The organism is Xenorhabdus sp. SGI 60 (genome assembly GCF_056632175.1).
On the sequence record NZ_CP196860.1, the window covers coordinates 3,214,082 to 3,231,895 of the forward strand.

Genomic DNA, 17,814 nt, shown 5'->3' on the forward strand with positions numbered 1-17,814 from the left:
TATGCTACAGCAAGAAATCGTATCACGAGTTGCCCGCCGTTTACATCAGGCAGAGCAAAGCTGTGAGCAAATCCGACAAATCTCACTGGACTATCCAGCGATAACTATTGAGGATGCTTACGCCATTCAACGTGAATGGGTGGATTTAAAAATCAAAGAAGGCCGAATTCTCAAGGGACATAAGATTGGTCTGACATCCAAGGCCATGCAAGCCAGTTCACAGATTAATGAACCGGATTATGGTGCCCTGCTGGATGATATGTTTTTTCAAGACGGCGGTGATATTCCTTGTGAACGCTTTATTGTGCCCCGTATTGAGGTCGAATTGGCTTTTGTGCTGGCAAAACCCTTGCGAGGTCCGAACTGTACGCTGTTTGATGTGTATAACGCAACAGATTACGTCATTCCCGCTCTGGAACTGATTGATGCCCGTTGTCACAACATCGATCCCGAAACGCAGCGTCCACGCAAGGTATTCGATACGATTTCTGACAATGCCGCCAATGGTGGGGTGATTCTTGGGGGGCGGCCAATCAAGCCAGATGAACTGGATCTGCGCTGGGTTAGCGCCCTGCTCTACCGCAATGGTGTGATTGAAGAATCCGGCGTGGCAGCCGCAGTTCTCAATCATCCCGCCAATGGTGTGGCATGGCTTGCCAATAAACTGGCACCACATGGTGTTCAACTTGAAGCAGGCCAGATCATTCTGGCTGGATCTTTTACCCGTCCAGTCCCTGCACGTAAAGGTGATACCTTTCATGTGGATTATGGCGTGTTAGGTTCAATTAGCTGTCACTTTGTTTAAATATGTCGAGGTAACACCATGGATCAGCTAACAAATAAATTTAAACATGCCCTGAAATCAGGGAAACCACAAATCGGATTATGGCTTGGGTTATGCAGCGGGTATAGCGCGGAAATACTGGCAGGAACAGGATTTGATTGGTTGTTGATTGATGGTGAACATGCTCCCAATGATATTTCCACCATTCTTGCCCAATTACAAGGCATGGCCCCTTACCCAAGTCAGCCGGTTGTTCGTCCGGCATGGAATGATCCGGTGATCGTCAAACAGTTGCTGGATATTGGTGCACAAACGTTATTGTTCCCGATGATTCAAAATGCGACGCAAGCGCGTGAAGCGGTCAGGGCGACTCGCTACCCCCCCGCAGGTATTCGTGGCGTAGGCAGTGCTCTGGCACGCGCTTCTCGTTGGAACCGCATTCCTGACTATCTGTCTCGTGCCAATGACGAAATTTGTGTATTAGTACAGGTAGAAACCCGTGAGGCCCTGCAAAACCTACCGGAGATAGCGGCTGTCGAAGGCGTTGATGGCGTGTTTATCGGCCCGGCCGATCTCAGTGCGGATATGGGCCACATCGGTAACCTGCAACATCCTGAAGTTCAGGTTGCCATCGAACAAGCCATTGTTCAGATCCAGTCTTCCGGCAAGGCTGCTGGCATTTTGATGACCCATGTCGATGCAGCTAAACATTATCTTAATTTGGGTGCGCTGTTCGTTGCCGTAGGGGTTGATACCATCCTATTAACCGGAACAGCCAATGCTTTGGCAAAGCATTTCGGCAAATAATCAGTCAATCATCGACAAAAAACAATGCCCCAGAATGGCTGATGTTTATCGCGACACCAGCCATAGTAATTGAAGTTCCTAATCTCTGAGCAAACAAGTACATATAACTAATAGATTTCAAATCCCCGCCCAAAGGAAAATCAAGCCACTAACAAAACAAGGAAACAGCGATGAGCATTTCACCTGACACTATACCAAAATCCGAAAATCCTCCCCGTCAACCTAAAAAACTGACCGCCCAACAGCAAAGTGTCATCAATAAATTATTCCGACGCCTGATCCTCTTTCTCTTTGTCCTGTTTGTTTTCTCTTTTCTGGATCGTATCAATATTGGATTTGCTGGTTTGACGATGGGAAAAGATCTCGGTTTAACATCCACCATGTTCGGCTTGGCTGCTACGCTGTTTTACGCCACTTACGTTATTTTCGGCATTCCCAGTAATGTGATGTTGAGTATTGTGGGGGCTAGTCGCTGGATCGCTACCATTATGGTGTTATGGGGGATCGCTTCCACCGCTACAATGTTTGCCACTGGTCCCACGAGTCTGTATATCTTGCGTATGCTGGTGGGTATTGCGGAAGCTGGCTTTTTGCCGGGTATTTTGGTTTATCTGACTTATTGGTTTCCAGCCTATTATCGCGCGCGTGCCAATGCGCTGTTTATGATTGCCATGCCCGTAACAATGGCGTTTGGTTCACTCATCTCCGGTTATATTCTGGCAATGGATGGCATCTGGGATCTGCGTGGTTGGCAGTGGTTGTTTTTGCTGGAAGGCTTCCCTTCCGTTTTACTGGGTTTTGCTGTCTGGTTTTATCTGGATGATTCACCAGAAAAGGCCAAATGGTTAACTCGTGAAGATAAGCAATGCCTTCAAGAAATGATAGAAAACGATAAGCTTTCTATCATCCAGTCCAATGAACAGATTCAACAACAAAAAACCCGCTTGTGGCGCGAGGTTTTTACCCCAATGGTATTGATGTACACCTTCGCTTATTTCTGCCTGACCAACACCTTAAGTGCCATTAATATCTGGACACCACAAATTATGCAGAGTTTCAATCAGGACAGCAGCCATGTAACCATTGGCATTTTGACCGCCATTCCACAATTCTGCACGATTTTGGGCATGGTTTACTGGAGCCGCCGTTCAGACCGCCTGCAAGAACGCAAAATGCACACGGCCTTGCCCTACCTGTTTGCTGCCGCTGGCTGGGTTTTAACTTCACTGACGGATAACAGCATGGTGCAACTGTTGGGGATCATTATGGCTTCCACCGGATCGTTTACAGCTATGGCGGTATTCTGGACAACGCCGGATCAATCGATTAGCTTGCGTGCCCGCGCAGTGGGGATTGCCGTGATCAATGCTACTGGTAATGTGGGATCTGCCGTCAGTCCTCTGCTGATCGGCTGGTTAAAAGATCAAACAGGTCATTTTAACGCTGGGCTTTATTTCGTAGCAGGATTACTAATCATCGGTGCGTTAATCGTTTTTCTAATCCCAATGAAACATTCACGGCCACAGGCAAGCTCATAAATAACGATCAACTATTGATACCTTAGCCAACAATAAGATACAGGAGGAAACCGATGACTGTATCCAATGCACTCAAAGCCAATAAATCCATCATCACCAATATCGATATCAGCAAGGACTATGATGAAACTCAAGGATCGGATGATGTTCACTATCAAAATTTTGGTCGCATGGCGGCATTTTTCGGGCGTGATATGCAGGCACATCGCCATGACGGTTTTTTCCAACTGCATTATCTGGTGACAGGGCGGATCGAACTGCAATTAGACGAGCAGCATTATTCCGTACAAGCCCCTCTGTTTATCCTGACCCCACCTTCTGTTCCCCACGCCTTTTTTACGCAGGAAGATACTGACGGTTATGTACTGACCGTCCGTCAGGAGCTGATCACACCATTGCTCGGTTCACTTTATCCCACCCATCGAGAACTGGTTGATATTCCGGCGATTTGTCTTTCTGTCGCGGATAAATACGATGAATTGGAAACATTTAACCATTATTGGGCATTGATTGGGCGTGAGTCTGCCAACCAATTCACCGGACGAGAACAATCGCTGACTTTCCTGGCTCAATCTCTGTTTACCTTTTTGCTGCGTAGTATTCCCCTTGACGATCATCATTCCGGTGGTGTCAAAGGAGAATTGAAACTGTTTCAGCGTTTTAACCAATTGATTGATCAACACTATCACCAGCATCTTGTCGTGCCAGAATATGCAGAAAAATTGGGAATTACAGAATCACGCCTAAAAGATATGTGCCGACGTTTTGCCAATCGGCCACCCAAAAAGCTGATCTTTGACCGACTACTGCGGGAAGCAAAACGGTTATTGCTGTTTAGTGATAGCCCCGTATTTGAGATAGCATATCAGCTTGGGTTTAAAGATCCTGCTTACTTTACCCGATTTTTTAATCGGTTAGTGGAATGCCCACCGAGTGTTTGGCGGGAAAGGAGTTTAGATGGACATATTTAAGTTTTTCAGGCCCACGTAATAATGCAGAAAAATCATTATTACCAAAACACAAAGCCGGTCACATTTACGCAACAAACTCTCTGCTTTTATCGAAAAGTACCAGTAAATCCTCCGAAAGTCTCTTCAAAAAGAGCCGTTTAATCGCTTCAATCAAACAGTGAAAGAAACATAAAATTAACAACCACCCCATATGGATAACAAATCAAAATAAGGGGTTTTTTGGAGCATGAGGTTGCTATGAGACTAGAAAATTTGCGTGCTGATCATAAACGCCCATTTACCAGTAAAGAGTACCTGAATTCACTTCAGGATAGCCGTGAAATTTATATCTATGGTGAACGGGTCAAAGATGTCACAACACACCCGGCTTTCCGCAATGCGGCTGCTTCAATTGGTCAACTGTATGATGCCCTTCATGCCCCGGAAACCCACGACGCACTCTGTTGGGATACCGATACCGGCAGTGGTGGCTACACGCACAAATTCTTCCGTTTCGCCACCAGCGCTGATGATATCCGTCAGCAGCGCGATGCCATTGCCGAATGGTCACGCCTGACTTACGGCTGGATGGGACGTTCACCCGATTATAAAGCAGCATTCTGCTGCTCATTGGGTGCTTATCCTGAATATTATGGACAATTCGCTGACAATGCCCGTATCTGGTATAAGCGCATTCAGGAAAGCTGTGTCTATTTCAATCATGCGATTGTTAATCCACCGATTGATCGCCATAAACCAGCTGATCAGGTCAAAGATGTTTTTATCCAGATAGAAAAAGAGACAGATGCCGGGATTATTGTCAGTGGCGCCAAAGTCGTCGCCACCAATTCAGCCCTGACTCACTATAATTTCATCGGCTTTGGCTCTGCGCAGGTTATTGGGGATAATTCTGATTTTGCCCTTATGTTTGTTGCACCAATGGATGCCGATGGCGTGAAATTAATCTCCCGCGCCTCTTATGAATTGGTGGCCGGTGCTACTGGTTCCCCCTTCGATTATCCCCTTTCCAGTCGGTTTGATGAAAATGACGCCATTCTGGTCATGGATAAGGTATTAATTCCGTGGGAAAACGTGTTAATTTATCGCGATTTTGATCGCGCCCGCAATTGGGCGGTGCAAAGTGGTTTTGCGCGGCTGTTCCCCATGCAAGCCTGTGTACGCCTTGCCGTTAAGCTCGATTTCATTACGGCATTGTTGCAAAAAAGCCTTGAATGCACTGGCGTGGTGGAATTCCGCGGTGTTCAGGCCGATTTGGGAGAAGTCGTTGCATGGCGCAATCTGTTCTGGTCACTGACAGATGCGATGTGGGCAGAAGCCAAGCCGTGGGAAAATGGCGCTTACCTGCCTGATACTCAAGCGATTCAGACTTATCGCGTGATGGCTCCCATGGCTTACACAAAAATCAAGAATATTATTGCAAGCAATGTTACCAGCGGCTTGATTTATTTGCCATCCAGTGTGCGTGACATGAATAATCCTGATATCAACAAGTATCTTGAAAAATATGTCCGTGGCTCTAATGGTATTGATCATGTGGAACGAATCAAAATCTTGAAATTAATGTGGGATGCCATTGGCAGTGAGTTCGGTGGTCGCCATGAATTATACGAAATTAATTATGCCGGCAGTCAGGACGAAGTTCGCCTGCAATGTCTGCGTCACGCCTATGGCTCCGGCAATATGAAGAAAATGATGGAATTGGTCGATCGCTGTCTTTCTGACTATGATGTGAATGGTTGGACCAGTCCCCACTTACACAATAACTGTGATATTAACCTGTTAGATAAGCTGCTGAAATAAATCAGGAGCAGGAGCTTAGTATGTCTGTAGAAAATAAACATCGCTTGCGTTTCAGGGATGCGATGGCAAGCCTTTCCGCTGCGGTGAATATCATCACCACGGATGGTCCAGCAGGACGTTGCGGTATGACTGCAACGGCGGTGTGCTCTGTGACAGATACGCCTCCGACTCTGATGGTATGTATTAATCGCAATAGCGCCATGAATCCGGTATTTCAGGAAAATGGCCATCTGTGTGTCAATATCCTGAATCATGAACAGGAATTGATAGCACGCCATTTCGCTGGCATGACGGGTATCAGCATGGAAGAGCGCTTTAATTGGGATATCTGGAAAACTGGCATACTGGGACAACCCTTGCTACAAGGGACACTCGCCAATTTAGAAGGATGTATTACGCAAGTACAGGAAGTCGGTACTCACTATGTCTATCTGGTAGAAATAAAACAGAGTATTGTTCGTGAAGAAGGTCATGGCCTTATTTACTTTAAGCGTAATTTTCATCCAGTGATGGATGAAAATATGGTAACCGTTGTTTAAAAACAGCGCATTAAAACAGAAGTATTCTTAATACAACCTCCTAACATGAAGGCTCCTTAACAAAGAGCCTTCATCTCTAAATTCTTATCAATATCTTTTTAATTAATATCTAATAGACTTAGCACTGAATATTGGCCAAAAATTTCAGTCTGAAAATTCTCAATCTCATTTCAAAATACATAATGAAAATTTCATATATAGATAAAAGAGATTCAATTTCATAGCCACTTTGATTTTATCTACCTCCTTTAAACAAATAACAAACAACAGAGATTAAATGACAATCAAATTGATTTGTTTGCGAGCACAAAACCCCCTTATTAATAATTTTTGATATTAATTTGGTGAATATTCTGTCAGATCTGGTATTACTTTTTTTCGTTCGTGTGATCAATCGTTGAGAAGATGTCATACCAGTATATTAATCTCCCTCGCTTGACAATCACCTTGAATAAATAAACAAAATCACAACCTACGCGATACATTCAAGTTATAAATATGTTAACAACAGTATAATTATCTGAATATATTTTTATCTGAGTGTATTGCCCATCTAATGATAGCAAACAGAGGCGTCACTATGAGTAAAGCTCCGATCGGTTTATGGGATCAACCCAAACCTTTCTTCATGATATTTTTTGTAGAACTGTGGGAACGATTTGGCTACTACGGTGTTCAAGGCATTCTGGCTGTTTACTTTGTTCAACAGCTCGGTTTTTCAGAAGCACAATCATTTATCACTTTTGGTGCATTTACTGCGCTGGTCTACGGCCTGATTTCCATCGGTGGTTATGTTGGTGATCACTTACTGGGGACAAAACGAACCATTGTTCTGGGCGCCATTGTACTGGCAATAGGCTATTTTATGATTGGCCTTTCTATCCTAAATCCTGAGCTGATTTTTTATGCCCTGGGAACCGTCGCTGTCGGTAATGGCCTTTTCAAAGCCAATCCTGCCAGTCTGCTGGCAAAATGTTACCAGCCGCAAGACCCACGTTTGGATGGTGCATTCACGCTATTCTATATGTCCATCAATCTTGGCTCTCTGGTTTCCCTCTCTTTTGCCCCCGTTATTGCCGAAAAATATGGTTATGCAGTCACCTATAATATCTGTGGTATCGGTCTGATTATTGCCCTGCTGGTTTATATCGCCTGCCGTCGTATGGTACATAACATCGGTTCAGAGCCAGACCATGCCCCTTTGCGCTATACCACCTTGTTTTTGGTCTTGATTGGTACAGTAACTATGATTGGCATCTGTACATGGTTATTGCACAACATCAAAATTGCCAATATTGCCCTCATGGCAATCTCAACCATTGTTGTGGTGATTTTCTTCTGGCAGGCATTCAAACAAGACAGAGTCGGCCGCAATAAAATGTTTGTGGCATTTATTCTGATGCTTCAGGCTATCGTGTTCTTTATCCTGTATAACCAGATGCCAACTTCCCTCAACTTCTTCGCCATCAATAATGTTCACCACCAGATTCTGGGTTTTAATGTCAATCCCATCAGTTTTCAAGCACTGAACCCATTCTGGATCATCATCGTCAGCCCTATCTTGGCCGTGGTTTACACTAAACTGGGTAACAAAGGTAAAGATTTTTCCATGCCAACAAAATTCACCTTCGGCATGTTCTTATGCTCCCTGGGCTTCCTGACCGCCGCCGCCTCTGGTTTATTTGCCGATGAGAATGGTATTACATCCCCATGGATTATCGTACTGGTGTATCTGTTCCAGAGCATCGGGGAGTTAATGATCAGTGCATTGGGATTGGCAATGGTGGCAACGTTTGTTCCTAGCTACCTGACGGGTTTTATCCTGGGCATGTGGTTCCTGTCACAAGCCACGGCATCAGTATTGGGTAGTTATGTAGCAACCTTTACTGCCGCACCAGAAGGCGTGACGGATCCACTGCAAACCCTGCCAATTTATACTGGCGTATTTGGCAAAATTGGGATTGTCACACTGATTGTCGCCGTGATTATGGCCTTTATGGTGCCGTGGTTGAACAAGATTATGAAAGCGTAACTTGCCTAACCCTGCTTGATTAAACAAGATTAAACAAATGTTCAGCTTGTTGATAATTCAAATAACGGGTGGGGAGAACACCCAGTTTAGCTGGCTAATTCAAAAAGAACTTAGCCAGCTTTCACATGAACTAAATAATAAATTTCATATAAATAACAATTTATTACAGCACATCAACCGCATTCAGTTCTTTAAAGGCCTGCTCCAGACGAATAACCATAGAAGCCTGAGCAGCACGCAGCCAAACACGTGGGTCGTAGAATTTCTTGTTAGGCTTATCTGCGCCTTCTGGGTTACCCAACTGGCTTTGTAGGTAACCTTCGTTCTTTTTGTAGTAGTTCAGAATACCTTCCCAAGTTGCCCACTGGGTATCGGTATCAATATTCATTTTCACTACACCGTAGCTCACGGCTTCCTCAATCTCTTCTGCGGTAGAGCCAGAACCACCGTGGAAGACAAAGTCCAGGCTGTTGTGTGGCAGGTTGAATTTTTCAGAAACGTAATCCTGTGAGTTGCGCAGAATTTTTGGCGTCAGTTTAACGTTGCCTGGTTTGTATACACCGTGAACATTACCGAAAGAAGCCGCGATGGTGAAACGTGGGCTGATAGCGTTCAGTTTCTCATACGCATAAGCCACATCTTCCGGCTGAGTGTACAGGGAAGAGCTGTCCAGATGGGAGTTATCAACACCATCTTCTTCACCACCAGTACAACCCAGTTCGATTTCCAGTGTCATGTCGATTTTCGCCATACGTGCCAGATATTGGCGGCAAATCTCGATATTTTCTTCCAGAGATTCTTCTGACAGGTCGATCATGTGAGAGGAGAACAGCGGCTTGCCAGTTTGTGCATAATGTTTCTCACCCGCATCCAGCAGACCGTCGATCCATGGCAGCAGTTTACGTGCACAATGGTCGGTATGCAGGATAACCGGCACACCATAATGTTCTGCCATCTGGTGAACGTGGTGAGCACCCGAAATAGCACCAATAATTGCAGCTTGTTGACCTTCTGCTTTCAGACCCTTACCGGCAATGAAAGAGGCACCACCGTTGGAAAACTGGATAATGACCGGAGCACGTACTTTTGCCGCCGTTTCCAACACTGCGTTGATGGAATCAGTACCAACGCAGTTAACCGCTGGCAACGCGAAATTGTTTTCTTTAGCGATGGCAAAGACTTTTTGAACATCATCACCAGTGATGACACCCGGTTTTACGAAATCAAAAATTTTAGACATGTTACGTGGTCCTGTATTGACATTAAACAGGCAGCCAATGCTGCCTGTTATCACAACTTAATTACTTTTAGCGCGTTCTTCCAGCATCACAACGGCTGGCAGCTTTTTGCCTTCAACGAACTCAAGGAAAGCACCACCACCAGTAGAGATGTAAGAGATCTTGTCAGCAATTTCGAACAGATCGATTGCCGCCAAGGTATCACCGCCACCTGCGATTGAGAAAGCATCACTTTCGGCAATTGCACGGGCAATAATTTCGGTTCCTTTACGGAAGTTAGGGAATTCAAACACACCGACCGGGCCATTCCACAAAATGGTCTTGGCGCTTTTCAGGATTTCAGCCAGACGTTCGGCAGAAGCATCACCCAGGTCAAGGATCTGCTCTTCATCTTTAATTTCGCTGGTGGATTTCAGCGTCGCTTGCGCAGTCTCAGAGAATTCTGTCGCAACACGAACATCTGTAGGGACTGGGATGTCACAACTTTCCATCAGTTTTTTCGCTTCTGAGATCAAATCATCTTCGTACAGCGAACGGCCCACGTTGTGCCCTTCTGCGGCAACAAACGTATTAGCAATCCCACCACCTACGATTAGCTGATCGGCAATTTTGGACAGAGAATCAAGGACTGTCAGTTTGGTTGAAACCTTAGACCCCCCCACAATCGCCACCATTGGGCGGGCAGGGCTGTGCAGTGCTTTACCCAGAGCTTCCAATTCACCAGACAGCAACGGACCAGCACAAGCAATTGGGGCAAACTTAGCAACGCCGTGAGTGGATGCCTGAGCACGATGTGCAGTACCAAAAGCATCCATTACATACACATCACACAGTGCAGCATATTGCTTCGACAACATTTCATCGTCTTTTTTCTCACCTTTGTTGAAGCGAACGTTTTCCAGAACAACGAGTTCGCCTTCCGCCACGTCAACACCATCCAGATAGTTTTTTTCCAGACGAACAGGAGAAGAAAGTGCTTCTTTCAAATATTCAACGACAGGTTGCAGTGAGAACGCTTCGTTGTATTCTCCCTCAGTTGGACGTCCCAGGTGAGAAGTAACCATGACCTTGGCTCCCTGACTCAACGCAGCCTCAATCGTCGGCAAAGATGCACGGATACGTGCATCAGAGGTAACTTTGCCATCTTTTACAGGCACATTCAGATCAGCACGGATCAAGACACGTTTACCCGCCAGATCTAAATCAGTCATCTTAATTACAGACATGGTGAATCCTCTCATTGATTCTTTATAAAATTACTCAATCTTCTGCTGTGTGCCGTTTGTGACACAACAAATGATTATTTGAAACCGGTTGCGGCCATTGTCAACGTCGTATCAATCATACGATTGGCAAAGCCCCACTCATTGTCACACCACACAAGGGTTTTAATCAGGTGTTTCCCGCTCACCCTCGTTTGTGTGCCATCCACAATAGCACTGTGGGGATCGTGGTTAAAATCCGTTGAAACCAACGGCAGATCCGTGTAATTCACTATACCACGAAACTCCCTGACCGCTGATTTTTGCAGGATCTGGTTCACATCTTCAACATTCACTGCCGAGCGGACTGTGACACTTAAATCAATGGCCGTCACATTGATAGTGGGCACCCGAACAGAAATCGCCTCAAACCGATCATTGAATTTAGGAAAAACACGTGTGATCCCCGCAGCCAGTTTTGTATCAACAGGAATAATGGATTGACTGGCCGCCCGGGTTCGACGTAAATCACAGTGATAAGCATCAATCACGGGTTGATCATTCATTGATGCGTGGATGGTTGTCACCGTACCTGATTCAATATTGAACGCATCATCCAACACTTTGATGATTGGAATAATGCAGTTTGTTGTACAGGATGCATTAGAAACAATACGATCTTCGGCAACCAATGAATGGTGATTGACACCATATACCACGGTCGCATCCAGATTATTTCCCCCTGGATGTGAAAACAGGACCTTTTTAGCCCCACTAGCGATATGAGACTCTCCGTCTGCCCGCTCACCATATTTACCCGTGCAGTCAAGTACAATATCAATATCCAGCGCTTTCCACGGCAGGGCTGAGATATTCGGTTGATGAAACAACCGAATACTGTTTTCTCCTACTTGCAGTAAATCATTATTCAGGCGTACATCCCATGCAAAACGCCCATGACTGGAATCGTATTTCAATAAGTGAGCAATGCCTTGTGCATCGGCCAACTCATTGATAGCGATCACTGAAATTTCAGCTTGACGCCCGGATTCGTAAAGAGCACGCAACACGCTACGCCCAACTCTCCCGAAACCGTTAATCGCTACCCTGATAGTCATGTTACTCCCTGAATTTCTCTGTAGTTACGCAACCGCTTAGGATAACTGAGCAATGTCTGCTTGTACTGATAATTCATCACAAAATTAACCAGATTGTGACATACAAGACATTTTATAAACTAAATCACACACCTAACTGAAACGGTTCAGCCACTATGAAAGCAGATTACGAGAAAACAAGAGTGATGGCAAGCGCCATTCGTCACATGATAGAGGAAAAATTGAACAAAAAAAGAGCGCATTCGCTCTAAAATTGATACGAATGCGCTTAATATGGATTATTTGCCGGTTATTTCAACAAATCCGTTGCCTTGGCTACTACATTTTCAACCGTGAAGCCAAACTCTTTGAACAGAAGATCAGCAGGTGCAGATTCACCGAAAGTATTCATACCGACGATAGCACCATTGATACCAACATATTTGAACCAGTAATCAGAGATACCCGCTTCGATGGCAACACGGGCAGAAACTGCCGCTGGTAATACGGCTTCACGATATGCAGCCTCTTGCTTATCGAAAGCATCGGTAGATGGCATAGAAACCACGCGAACCTGACGACCTTCAGCGGTCAGTTGCTCGGCCGCCTTCACCGCCAATTCCACTTCGGAACCCGTTGCAATCAGAATCAACTCAGGCTGGCCTGCACAATCTTTCAGGATGTAAGCCCCTTTCTCGATATTCGCTAATTGCTCAGTAGTACGATCCTGTTGTGCCAGGTTTTGACGGGAGAAAATCAATGCAGTTGGACCATCTTTGCGCTCAATGGCATATTTCCACGCCACCGCAGATTCAACCTGGTCACATGGACGCCATGTGCTCATATTTGGCGTTACGCGCAGGCTGGCAATTTGTTCGACGGGTTGGTGAGTTGGGCCATCTTCACCCAGTCCGATGGAATCGTGGGTATAAACGAAGATGCTACGCACTTTCATCAAAGCCGCCATGCGTACAGCGTTACGGGCATATTCCACGAACATCAGGAATGTTGCGCCATAAGGCACAAAACCACCATGTAATGCGATACCGTTCATGATGGCAGACATACCGAATTCACGCACACCATAGTGAATGTAATTACCGTCCTGAACGTCGTTCAAAGGCTTAGAACCAGACCACATGGTCAGGTTACTTGGTGCTAAGTCAGCAGAGCCACCCATGAATTCTGGCAGAACTTTACCGAAGGCTTCCAGTGCATTTTGTGATGCCTTACGGCTCGCAATAGAAGCTGGGTTCTGTTGCAGCTTTTCAATGAATGCCTTGGACTCAGCTTCCCAGTTTGCTGGCAACTCACCGCGGGTACGCCGGTTAAATTCAGCAGCCAGTTCTGGGTAAGCTTGCGCATAGGCAGCAAATTTTTCTTCCCAAGTGGCTTCTTTGACTTTGCCTGCTTCCTGGGCGTTCCAGCCAGCGTAAATGTCCTGAGGAATTTCAAACGCAGGATATTCCCACCCCAGTGCCTTACGGGTTGCTTCAATTTCAGCATCACCTAGCGGGGCACCGTGACATTCTTCTTTGCCTGCTTTGTTTGGTGAACCAAAGCCGATGATGGTTTTGCACATCAACAGGGATGGCTTACCTGTCTCTTTGCGGGCTGCTTCAATAGCCGCCGCAATCGCATCAGAATCATGACCATCTACACCACGGATAACATGCCAGCCATAGGCTTCAAAACGTGTTGCGGTATCATCAGTGAACCAGCCTTCTACCTCACCATCGATAGAAATACCGTTGTCATCATAGAATGCGATCAATTTGCCCAGTTTCAGTGTACCCGCCAAAGAACAAACTTCATGGGAGATACCTTCCATCATACAGCCGTCACCCATGAATACATAAGTATAGTGATCGACGATATCATGGCCTGGACGGTTGAACTGCGCTGCCAGTGTGCGTTCTGCAATCGCAAAACCGACTGCATTGGCAATACCCTGTCCCAATGGGCCAGTCGTAGTTTCTACGCCCGGAGTATAGCCATATTCTGGGTGGCCTGGAGTTTTAGAGTGTAGTTGACGGAAATTCTTCAAATCGTCAATAGAAACATCATAACCCGTCAGGTGCAGAAGGCTGTATATCAGCATGGAGCCGTGGCCATTGGATAACACGAAACGGTCACGATCAACCCAGCCAGGATGAGAAGGGTTATGGTTTAAATAATCACGCCACAGCACTTCGGCAATATCAGCCATTCCCATTGGTGCGCCAGGATGCCCTGATTTTGCTTTCTGCACAGCGTCCATGCTCAAGAAGCGGATAGCATTAGCAAGGGTTTTACGAGTGGTCATTCTTTACTCCAAGTCGGATAAAAGCGTTAGTGAACTAAGAACTAATTTTCGCAGCGCAGCATACAAACCGCAATCATTAATACCAGAAATTAATGCCAGATGATAAGGAGAACTATCTTAATTTCTCCTTGACAATAATTCTTTGATTTACCTCGTTGTTTTGGTGCCCTATCGAGATCGAGTGGACAACTGAAGGTGTTATTGCGCAAATAGGGAATAATTTCCCAGCGTGACTTGCGCAATAAAAAACTACGTATTAGACACGATACCCAATAGGTTAATCAAGGCCAAAAAGGCGAGTTTTTCAGCCAAATTAGGATTAGGATCAAGATTTAATAAAAAACATCCCGAAGCTCTTTGCTACTGCCCAACAGTGGATAGAAAATGGAAGCGATGAAGAGAGTCAGTGTGGTTTTGATGTGAGCATTAAACCAGGGGAAAATAATGCCGATTATACAGATAGATCTTCCTGTCGATTATAGTCAAAACGCAACTTTTACTTATAATCAAGAGGATCAAATCATTATAAAAAATGTAGTGGTCAAGAAATACTGGACACATTTTTAGCCTCTTCCCACTGCTTTTCATATTCAACCGGTGAAGTCCCACCATTAAAACTATGCGGACTATGGTGGTTGTAATAGCCGCCCAAATATGGCGTGATATCCCGTATGGCATCATGGATATCCAGATACCCTTCCGGCGGAACCCATTCACTCTTCAGGCTGCGAAAGACTCTTTCCATCGGGGAATGATCCCAGCAATTTCCCCGTCGGCTCATACTCTGGATGATTTTGTTTCTCCATAATAAACGCCGGAACTTATTGCTGCTGTATTGGCTTCCCTGGACGTCCCTCAATATGACGGGTTTCGAGTGCATTACTCAAGGCTCTGCACACCAACTCGGCATCCGGTGAAGCCGATATCGCCATGCCGACAACACGGCGGGAGAATAAATCTATCACGGTCGCCAGATAACACCAGCCGTCACGAATTTCGAATATACGTCATGTCACCGCACCACCGAATATTCGGTGCGTCGGGCGAAAACTGTGGCTTTAACAGATTGGGGGAGCGGGGGCCTTTCCCGGCTAGGCGATAGCGATGAGCCCCCGGTTGGCGACTTTGTAATCCACATTCCTGCATCAGACGCCGGGCCAGCCAACGTCCAACCGGTTTCCCTTCATGGGTCAGCAAATGACTCAATGTCCGGCTGCCTATCGCTCCGCGACTTTGGTTATACAGTTCACGAACCCGGATGCGCAACTGCATACGTTCCGTGTCGACAGGCCGTTGTCGCCAGTCATAATAGGCACTGCGTGACACTTGAAGCATCTGACATAATTCCGTGATTGCCCATCGAGGGCTCAGCCGTGTGATCAACGCATAGCGCCACGACGCATCTCGCTCATCAGCACGGCTGCCTGCTTTAGGATTTCTTTTTCCATTTCCAGACGTTTCACCTGTTTTTCTAATGCCTGTCTCTGGCGTTGTTCAGGCGTCAGGGCCTTGCCTACAGGCGTAATTCCCTGCATTTCGGCTCTGTATTGGCGAACCCATTTTCCCAGGGTGCTGGCATCAATCCCCAGTGAACGGGCGACTTTAACAACCCGCTGCTGATGGAGAACAACCTGTTGAACCGCTTCCAGCTTAAATTCAGCGGAATATTGATGTTTGGTGGGTTTCAATTTCATCGTCACACCTCATTGTCATGTTAATAACATTAGCAGGCCTTTGACGTGTCCGAAAATAGAGTTAAAAAAGAATAACAATTAATTTAAAATTTAAATTAAATTTATAGAAATAAGAAAATATTATTTATTTCATGATGCCTTGTTATTATTTAATATTGGAAATATATATGATTATAACTTATGGTTTCATCAATGAAATTAAATTTCAAGTAAATTTTAAAAAAATAAACATTAAGTTTATTTGATTTGAATCAATATTCACATCTTTATTAATTTGTTGTTAATATGCTATATTTCAACTCAACGAATTATGAGAACCCTAAATTAAACTGAATATTTTTCTTACGTCAGTAATGGGATGTGCAATGAAAATTAATATGCAACTTGTAAATATAATAAAACCAACCCATAGATGTAATTTAGCATGCAAATATTGTTATAACGAAGACATAAGACATCCTGTTATGACACTGGAAATTCTTGAAAAAACAATTAAAGATACGTTCGACTATGCCAATGATAAGAAAATATTTGCTTATGTTCATTTCATATGACATTGTGGTGAACCAATGTTACCCGGTATTAGTTTCTATGAAAATGCTGTCGCTTTTCAGGAAAAGTACAGCAATGGTATAAGGTACTTAAATGCCCTTCAAACAAATGGAACATTTATAACTCAAAGATGGTGTGATTTTATTAAAAAAATAAATTTTTCATGTCTATATCTATTGATGGACCTAAAGATCTAAATGATAAAAATAGAGTTACACATAAGGATACTGGGAGTTTCAATAAGATTATTGAAGGAATCAATAAACTAAGGAAAAATGATATTGATGTTGGTTGTGCTTTAGTAATGAGCAAGACAAACATTAATCATACGGATGAAATATATGATTTCATGTTTGAAAATAAATTACCATTTAACGTGATTCCATTAAATAAATCAGGAAATGCCGTAGATAATTATCAAGATCTCGGATTAGACCCTGATGAATATTATCTACCATGGAGTAAATTATATGATAAATGGTTTTATGCAGAACCTGAAAATTACATTTTTGTTTCTGATTTTGTAAGGAAAACTCAGGAAATTCTAGCAGGAAGAGCGGCTGATTGTATAGGAATGGCCCAATGTGGAAATACCTCCTTTTCTGTTGATCCTGTTGGAGATTTATATCCATGCGCAAGTCTCTCTGCCCAACCTGATATGAAATACGGTAACTTACAGAATAATTCTATTTTAGAATTAATGAGTAGTACAAGGGCAACAATATATAGAACAAGAGAAGGCACTGATTCGTGTAAAAAATGCAAGTGGCAACATGTCTGTCATGGTGGTTGTCCTGCAAGGGCATATAAATATCATGATAATGATATATCTCATAAAGACTATTATTGCCCAAGCTTGTATAAAATGTATGAACATATAGAAAAAAGATTAAATGGAAGAGGGCTAACTGCAAGTAAGCCATATAGTAAACATATGAGTGATGGTCTGCTTGGAACTAGTGCTTTTTTAGAGATAGAAAAGCATAAATCCAAGTTAATAGAAGTAGTAAATATTAAATAAACATGATAAGGAACTTACTATGAAAGACTTAAAAAAAAGTAATTTATGGAATAAAGCGCTATTAGATTGCGTAGGTGGAGCAGGAAAAGATGTTGGTCAGTCTGTAGAACCTAAGCAGGTAAACAAACTTGTAAAACGAGCAGCTAGTCCTGGTTGGGATGGTAATATATATAAATATAGTTTTTAATTAGTTATAGGGAGAGAGAGTATCCTCTCCCACTCATATTTTTATTG

Annotated in this window: 13 protein-coding genes and 1 pseudogene; 9 read left to right on the forward strand and 5 right to left on the reverse strand. The window is 44.3% G+C overall.

Features of this window, described 5'->3' with window-relative positions:
- Position 1 precedes the first annotated feature (1 nt).
- The 7 genes from hpaH to dtpB all read left to right on the forward strand — a co-directional run bounded on the left by hpaH (position 2) and on the right by dtpB (position 8,471).
- On the forward strand, positions 2 to 805 hold the full coding sequence (hpaH, locus tag ACSJJG_RS15080; RefSeq protein WP_481089800.1) for a 2-oxo-hept-4-ene-1,7-dioate hydratase: 804 nt from the start codon (positions 2 to 4) through the stop codon (positions 803 to 805).
- An 18-nt stretch (positions 806 to 823) separates the two neighbouring features.
- Complete coding sequence (gene hpaI / locus ACSJJG_RS15085; protein WP_481089801.1) at positions 824 to 1,591, forward strand: 4-hydroxy-2-oxoheptanedioate aldolase; 768 nt, start codon at positions 824 to 826, stop codon at positions 1,589 to 1,591.
- Positions 1,592 to 1,761: 170 nt separating this feature from the next.
- The gene (gene hpaX / locus ACSJJG_RS15090) at positions 1,762 to 3,129 is read left to right on the forward strand and encodes a 4-hydroxyphenylacetate permease (RefSeq protein WP_481089802.1); all 1,368 of its coding nucleotides are present in this window, start codon (positions 1,762 to 1,764) and stop codon (positions 3,127 to 3,129) included.
- 53 nt (positions 3,130 to 3,182) lie between these two features.
- Positions 3,183 to 4,100, forward strand: coding sequence for a 4-hydroxyphenylacetate catabolism regulatory protein HpaA (gene hpaA / locus ACSJJG_RS15095; protein WP_481089803.1), 918 nt, complete (start codon positions 3,183 to 3,185; stop codon positions 4,098 to 4,100).
- Between the two features lie 237 nt (positions 4,101 to 4,337).
- A complete protein-coding gene (gene hpaB, locus ACSJJG_RS15100) occupies positions 4,338 to 5,900 on the forward strand; it encodes a 4-hydroxyphenylacetate 3-monooxygenase, oxygenase component (protein WP_481089804.1) in 1,563 nt (520 codons plus the stop codon).
- A 20-nt stretch (positions 5,901 to 5,920) separates the two neighbouring features.
- Positions 5,921 to 6,439, forward strand: coding sequence for a 4-hydroxyphenylacetate 3-monooxygenase, reductase component (gene hpaC / locus ACSJJG_RS15105; RefSeq protein ID WP_481089805.1), 519 nt, complete (start codon positions 5,921 to 5,923; stop codon positions 6,437 to 6,439).
- A gap of 580 nt (positions 6,440 to 7,019) precedes the next feature.
- Entirely contained in the window at positions 7,020 to 8,471 is a 1,452-nt protein-coding gene (gene dtpB / locus ACSJJG_RS15110) for a dipeptide/tripeptide permease DtpB (RefSeq protein WP_481089806.1), read from the forward strand.
- A gap of 163 nt (positions 8,472 to 8,634) precedes the next feature.
- Here dtpB and fbaA read toward each other — a convergent pair whose 3' ends face one another.
- The 5 genes and pseudogenes from fbaA to ACSJJG_RS15135 form a co-directional block, all read right to left on the reverse strand.
- Entirely contained in the window at positions 8,635 to 9,711 is a 1,077-nt protein-coding gene (gene fbaA / locus ACSJJG_RS15115) for a class II fructose-bisphosphate aldolase (RefSeq protein ID WP_481089807.1), read from the reverse strand.
- 57 nt (positions 9,712 to 9,768) lie between these two features.
- Positions 9,769 to 10,935: a phosphoglycerate kinase gene (gene pgk / locus ACSJJG_RS15120; RefSeq protein ID WP_481089808.1), complete on the reverse strand. Its 1,167-nt coding sequence runs from the start codon at positions 10,933 to 10,935 to the stop codon at positions 9,769 to 9,771.
- Between the two features lie 74 nt (positions 10,936 to 11,009).
- On the reverse strand, positions 11,010 to 12,029 hold the full coding sequence (epd, locus tag ACSJJG_RS15125; RefSeq protein ID WP_481089809.1) for an erythrose-4-phosphate dehydrogenase: 1,020 nt from the start codon (positions 12,027 to 12,029) through the stop codon (positions 11,010 to 11,012).
- Positions 12,030 to 12,318: 289 nt separating this feature from the next.
- A complete protein-coding gene (gene tkt / locus ACSJJG_RS15130; protein ID WP_481089810.1) occupies positions 12,319 to 14,313 on the reverse strand; it encodes a transketolase in 1,995 nt (664 codons plus the stop codon).
- Between the two features lie 541 nt (positions 14,314 to 14,854).
- Positions 14,855 to 16,007: pseudogene (locus ACSJJG_RS15135) on the reverse strand (IS3 family transposase).
- Positions 16,008 to 16,722: 715 nt separating this feature from the next.
- Here ACSJJG_RS15135 and ACSJJG_RS15140 point away from each other — a divergent pair.
- Positions 16,723 to 17,580 carry an SPASM domain-containing protein gene (locus ACSJJG_RS15140; protein ID WP_481089811.1) on the forward strand — a complete coding sequence of 286 codons (858 nt, stop codon included), beginning with the start codon at positions 16,723 to 16,725 and terminating at the stop codon, positions 17,578 to 17,580.
- A gap of 19 nt (positions 17,581 to 17,599) precedes the next feature.
- On the forward strand, positions 17,600 to 17,767 hold the full coding sequence (dynB, locus tag ACSJJG_RS15145; RefSeq protein ID WP_189761225.1) for a dynobactin A family peptide antibiotic: 168 nt from the start codon (positions 17,600 to 17,602) through the stop codon (positions 17,765 to 17,767).
- The last annotated feature ends 47 nt before the right edge of the window (positions 17,768 to 17,814 follow it).

Bases quoted from the DNA above. Each gene is read 5' to 3' on its own strand.
- pgk (WP_481089808.1), bottom strand. From the start codon at position 10,935: ATGTCTGTAATTAAGATGACTGATTTAGATCTGGCGGGTAAACGTGTC.
- hpaX (WP_481089802.1), top strand. From the start codon at position 1,762: ATGAGCATTTCACCTGACACTATACCAAAATCCGAAAATCCTCCCCGT.
- hpaI (WP_481089801.1), top strand. From the start codon at position 824: ATGGATCAGCTAACAAATAAATTTAAACATGCCCTGAAATCAGGGAAA.
- hpaC (WP_481089805.1), top strand. From the start codon at position 5,921: ATGTCTGTAGAAAATAAACATCGCTTGCGTTTCAGGGATGCGATGGCA.
- fbaA (WP_481089807.1), bottom strand. From the start codon at position 9,711: ATGTCTAAAATTTTTGATTTCGTAAAACCGGGTGTCATCACTGGTGAT.
- epd (WP_481089809.1), bottom strand. From the start codon at position 12,029: ATGACTATCAGGGTAGCGATTAACGGTTTCGGGAGAGTTGGGCGTAGC.
- hpaB (WP_481089804.1), top strand. From the start codon at position 4,338: ATGAGACTAGAAAATTTGCGTGCTGATCATAAACGCCCATTTACCAGT.
- hpaH (WP_481089800.1), top strand. From the start codon at position 2: ATGCTACAGCAAGAAATCGTATCACGAGTTGCCCGCCGTTTACATCAG.
- dtpB (WP_481089806.1), top strand. From the start codon at position 7,020: ATGAGTAAAGCTCCGATCGGTTTATGGGATCAACCCAAACCTTTCTTC.
- hpaA (WP_481089803.1), top strand. From the start codon at position 3,183: ATGACTGTATCCAATGCACTCAAAGCCAATAAATCCATCATCACCAAT.
- dynB (WP_189761225.1), top strand. From the start codon at position 17,600: ATGAAAGACTTAAAAAAAAGTAATTTATGGAATAAAGCGCTATTAGAT.
- ACSJJG_RS15140 (WP_481089811.1), top strand. From the start codon at position 16,723: ATGTCTATATCTATTGATGGACCTAAAGATCTAAATGATAAAAATAGA.
- tkt (WP_481089810.1), bottom strand. From the start codon at position 14,313: ATGACCACTCGTAAAACCCTTGCTAATGCTATCCGCTTCTTGAGCATG.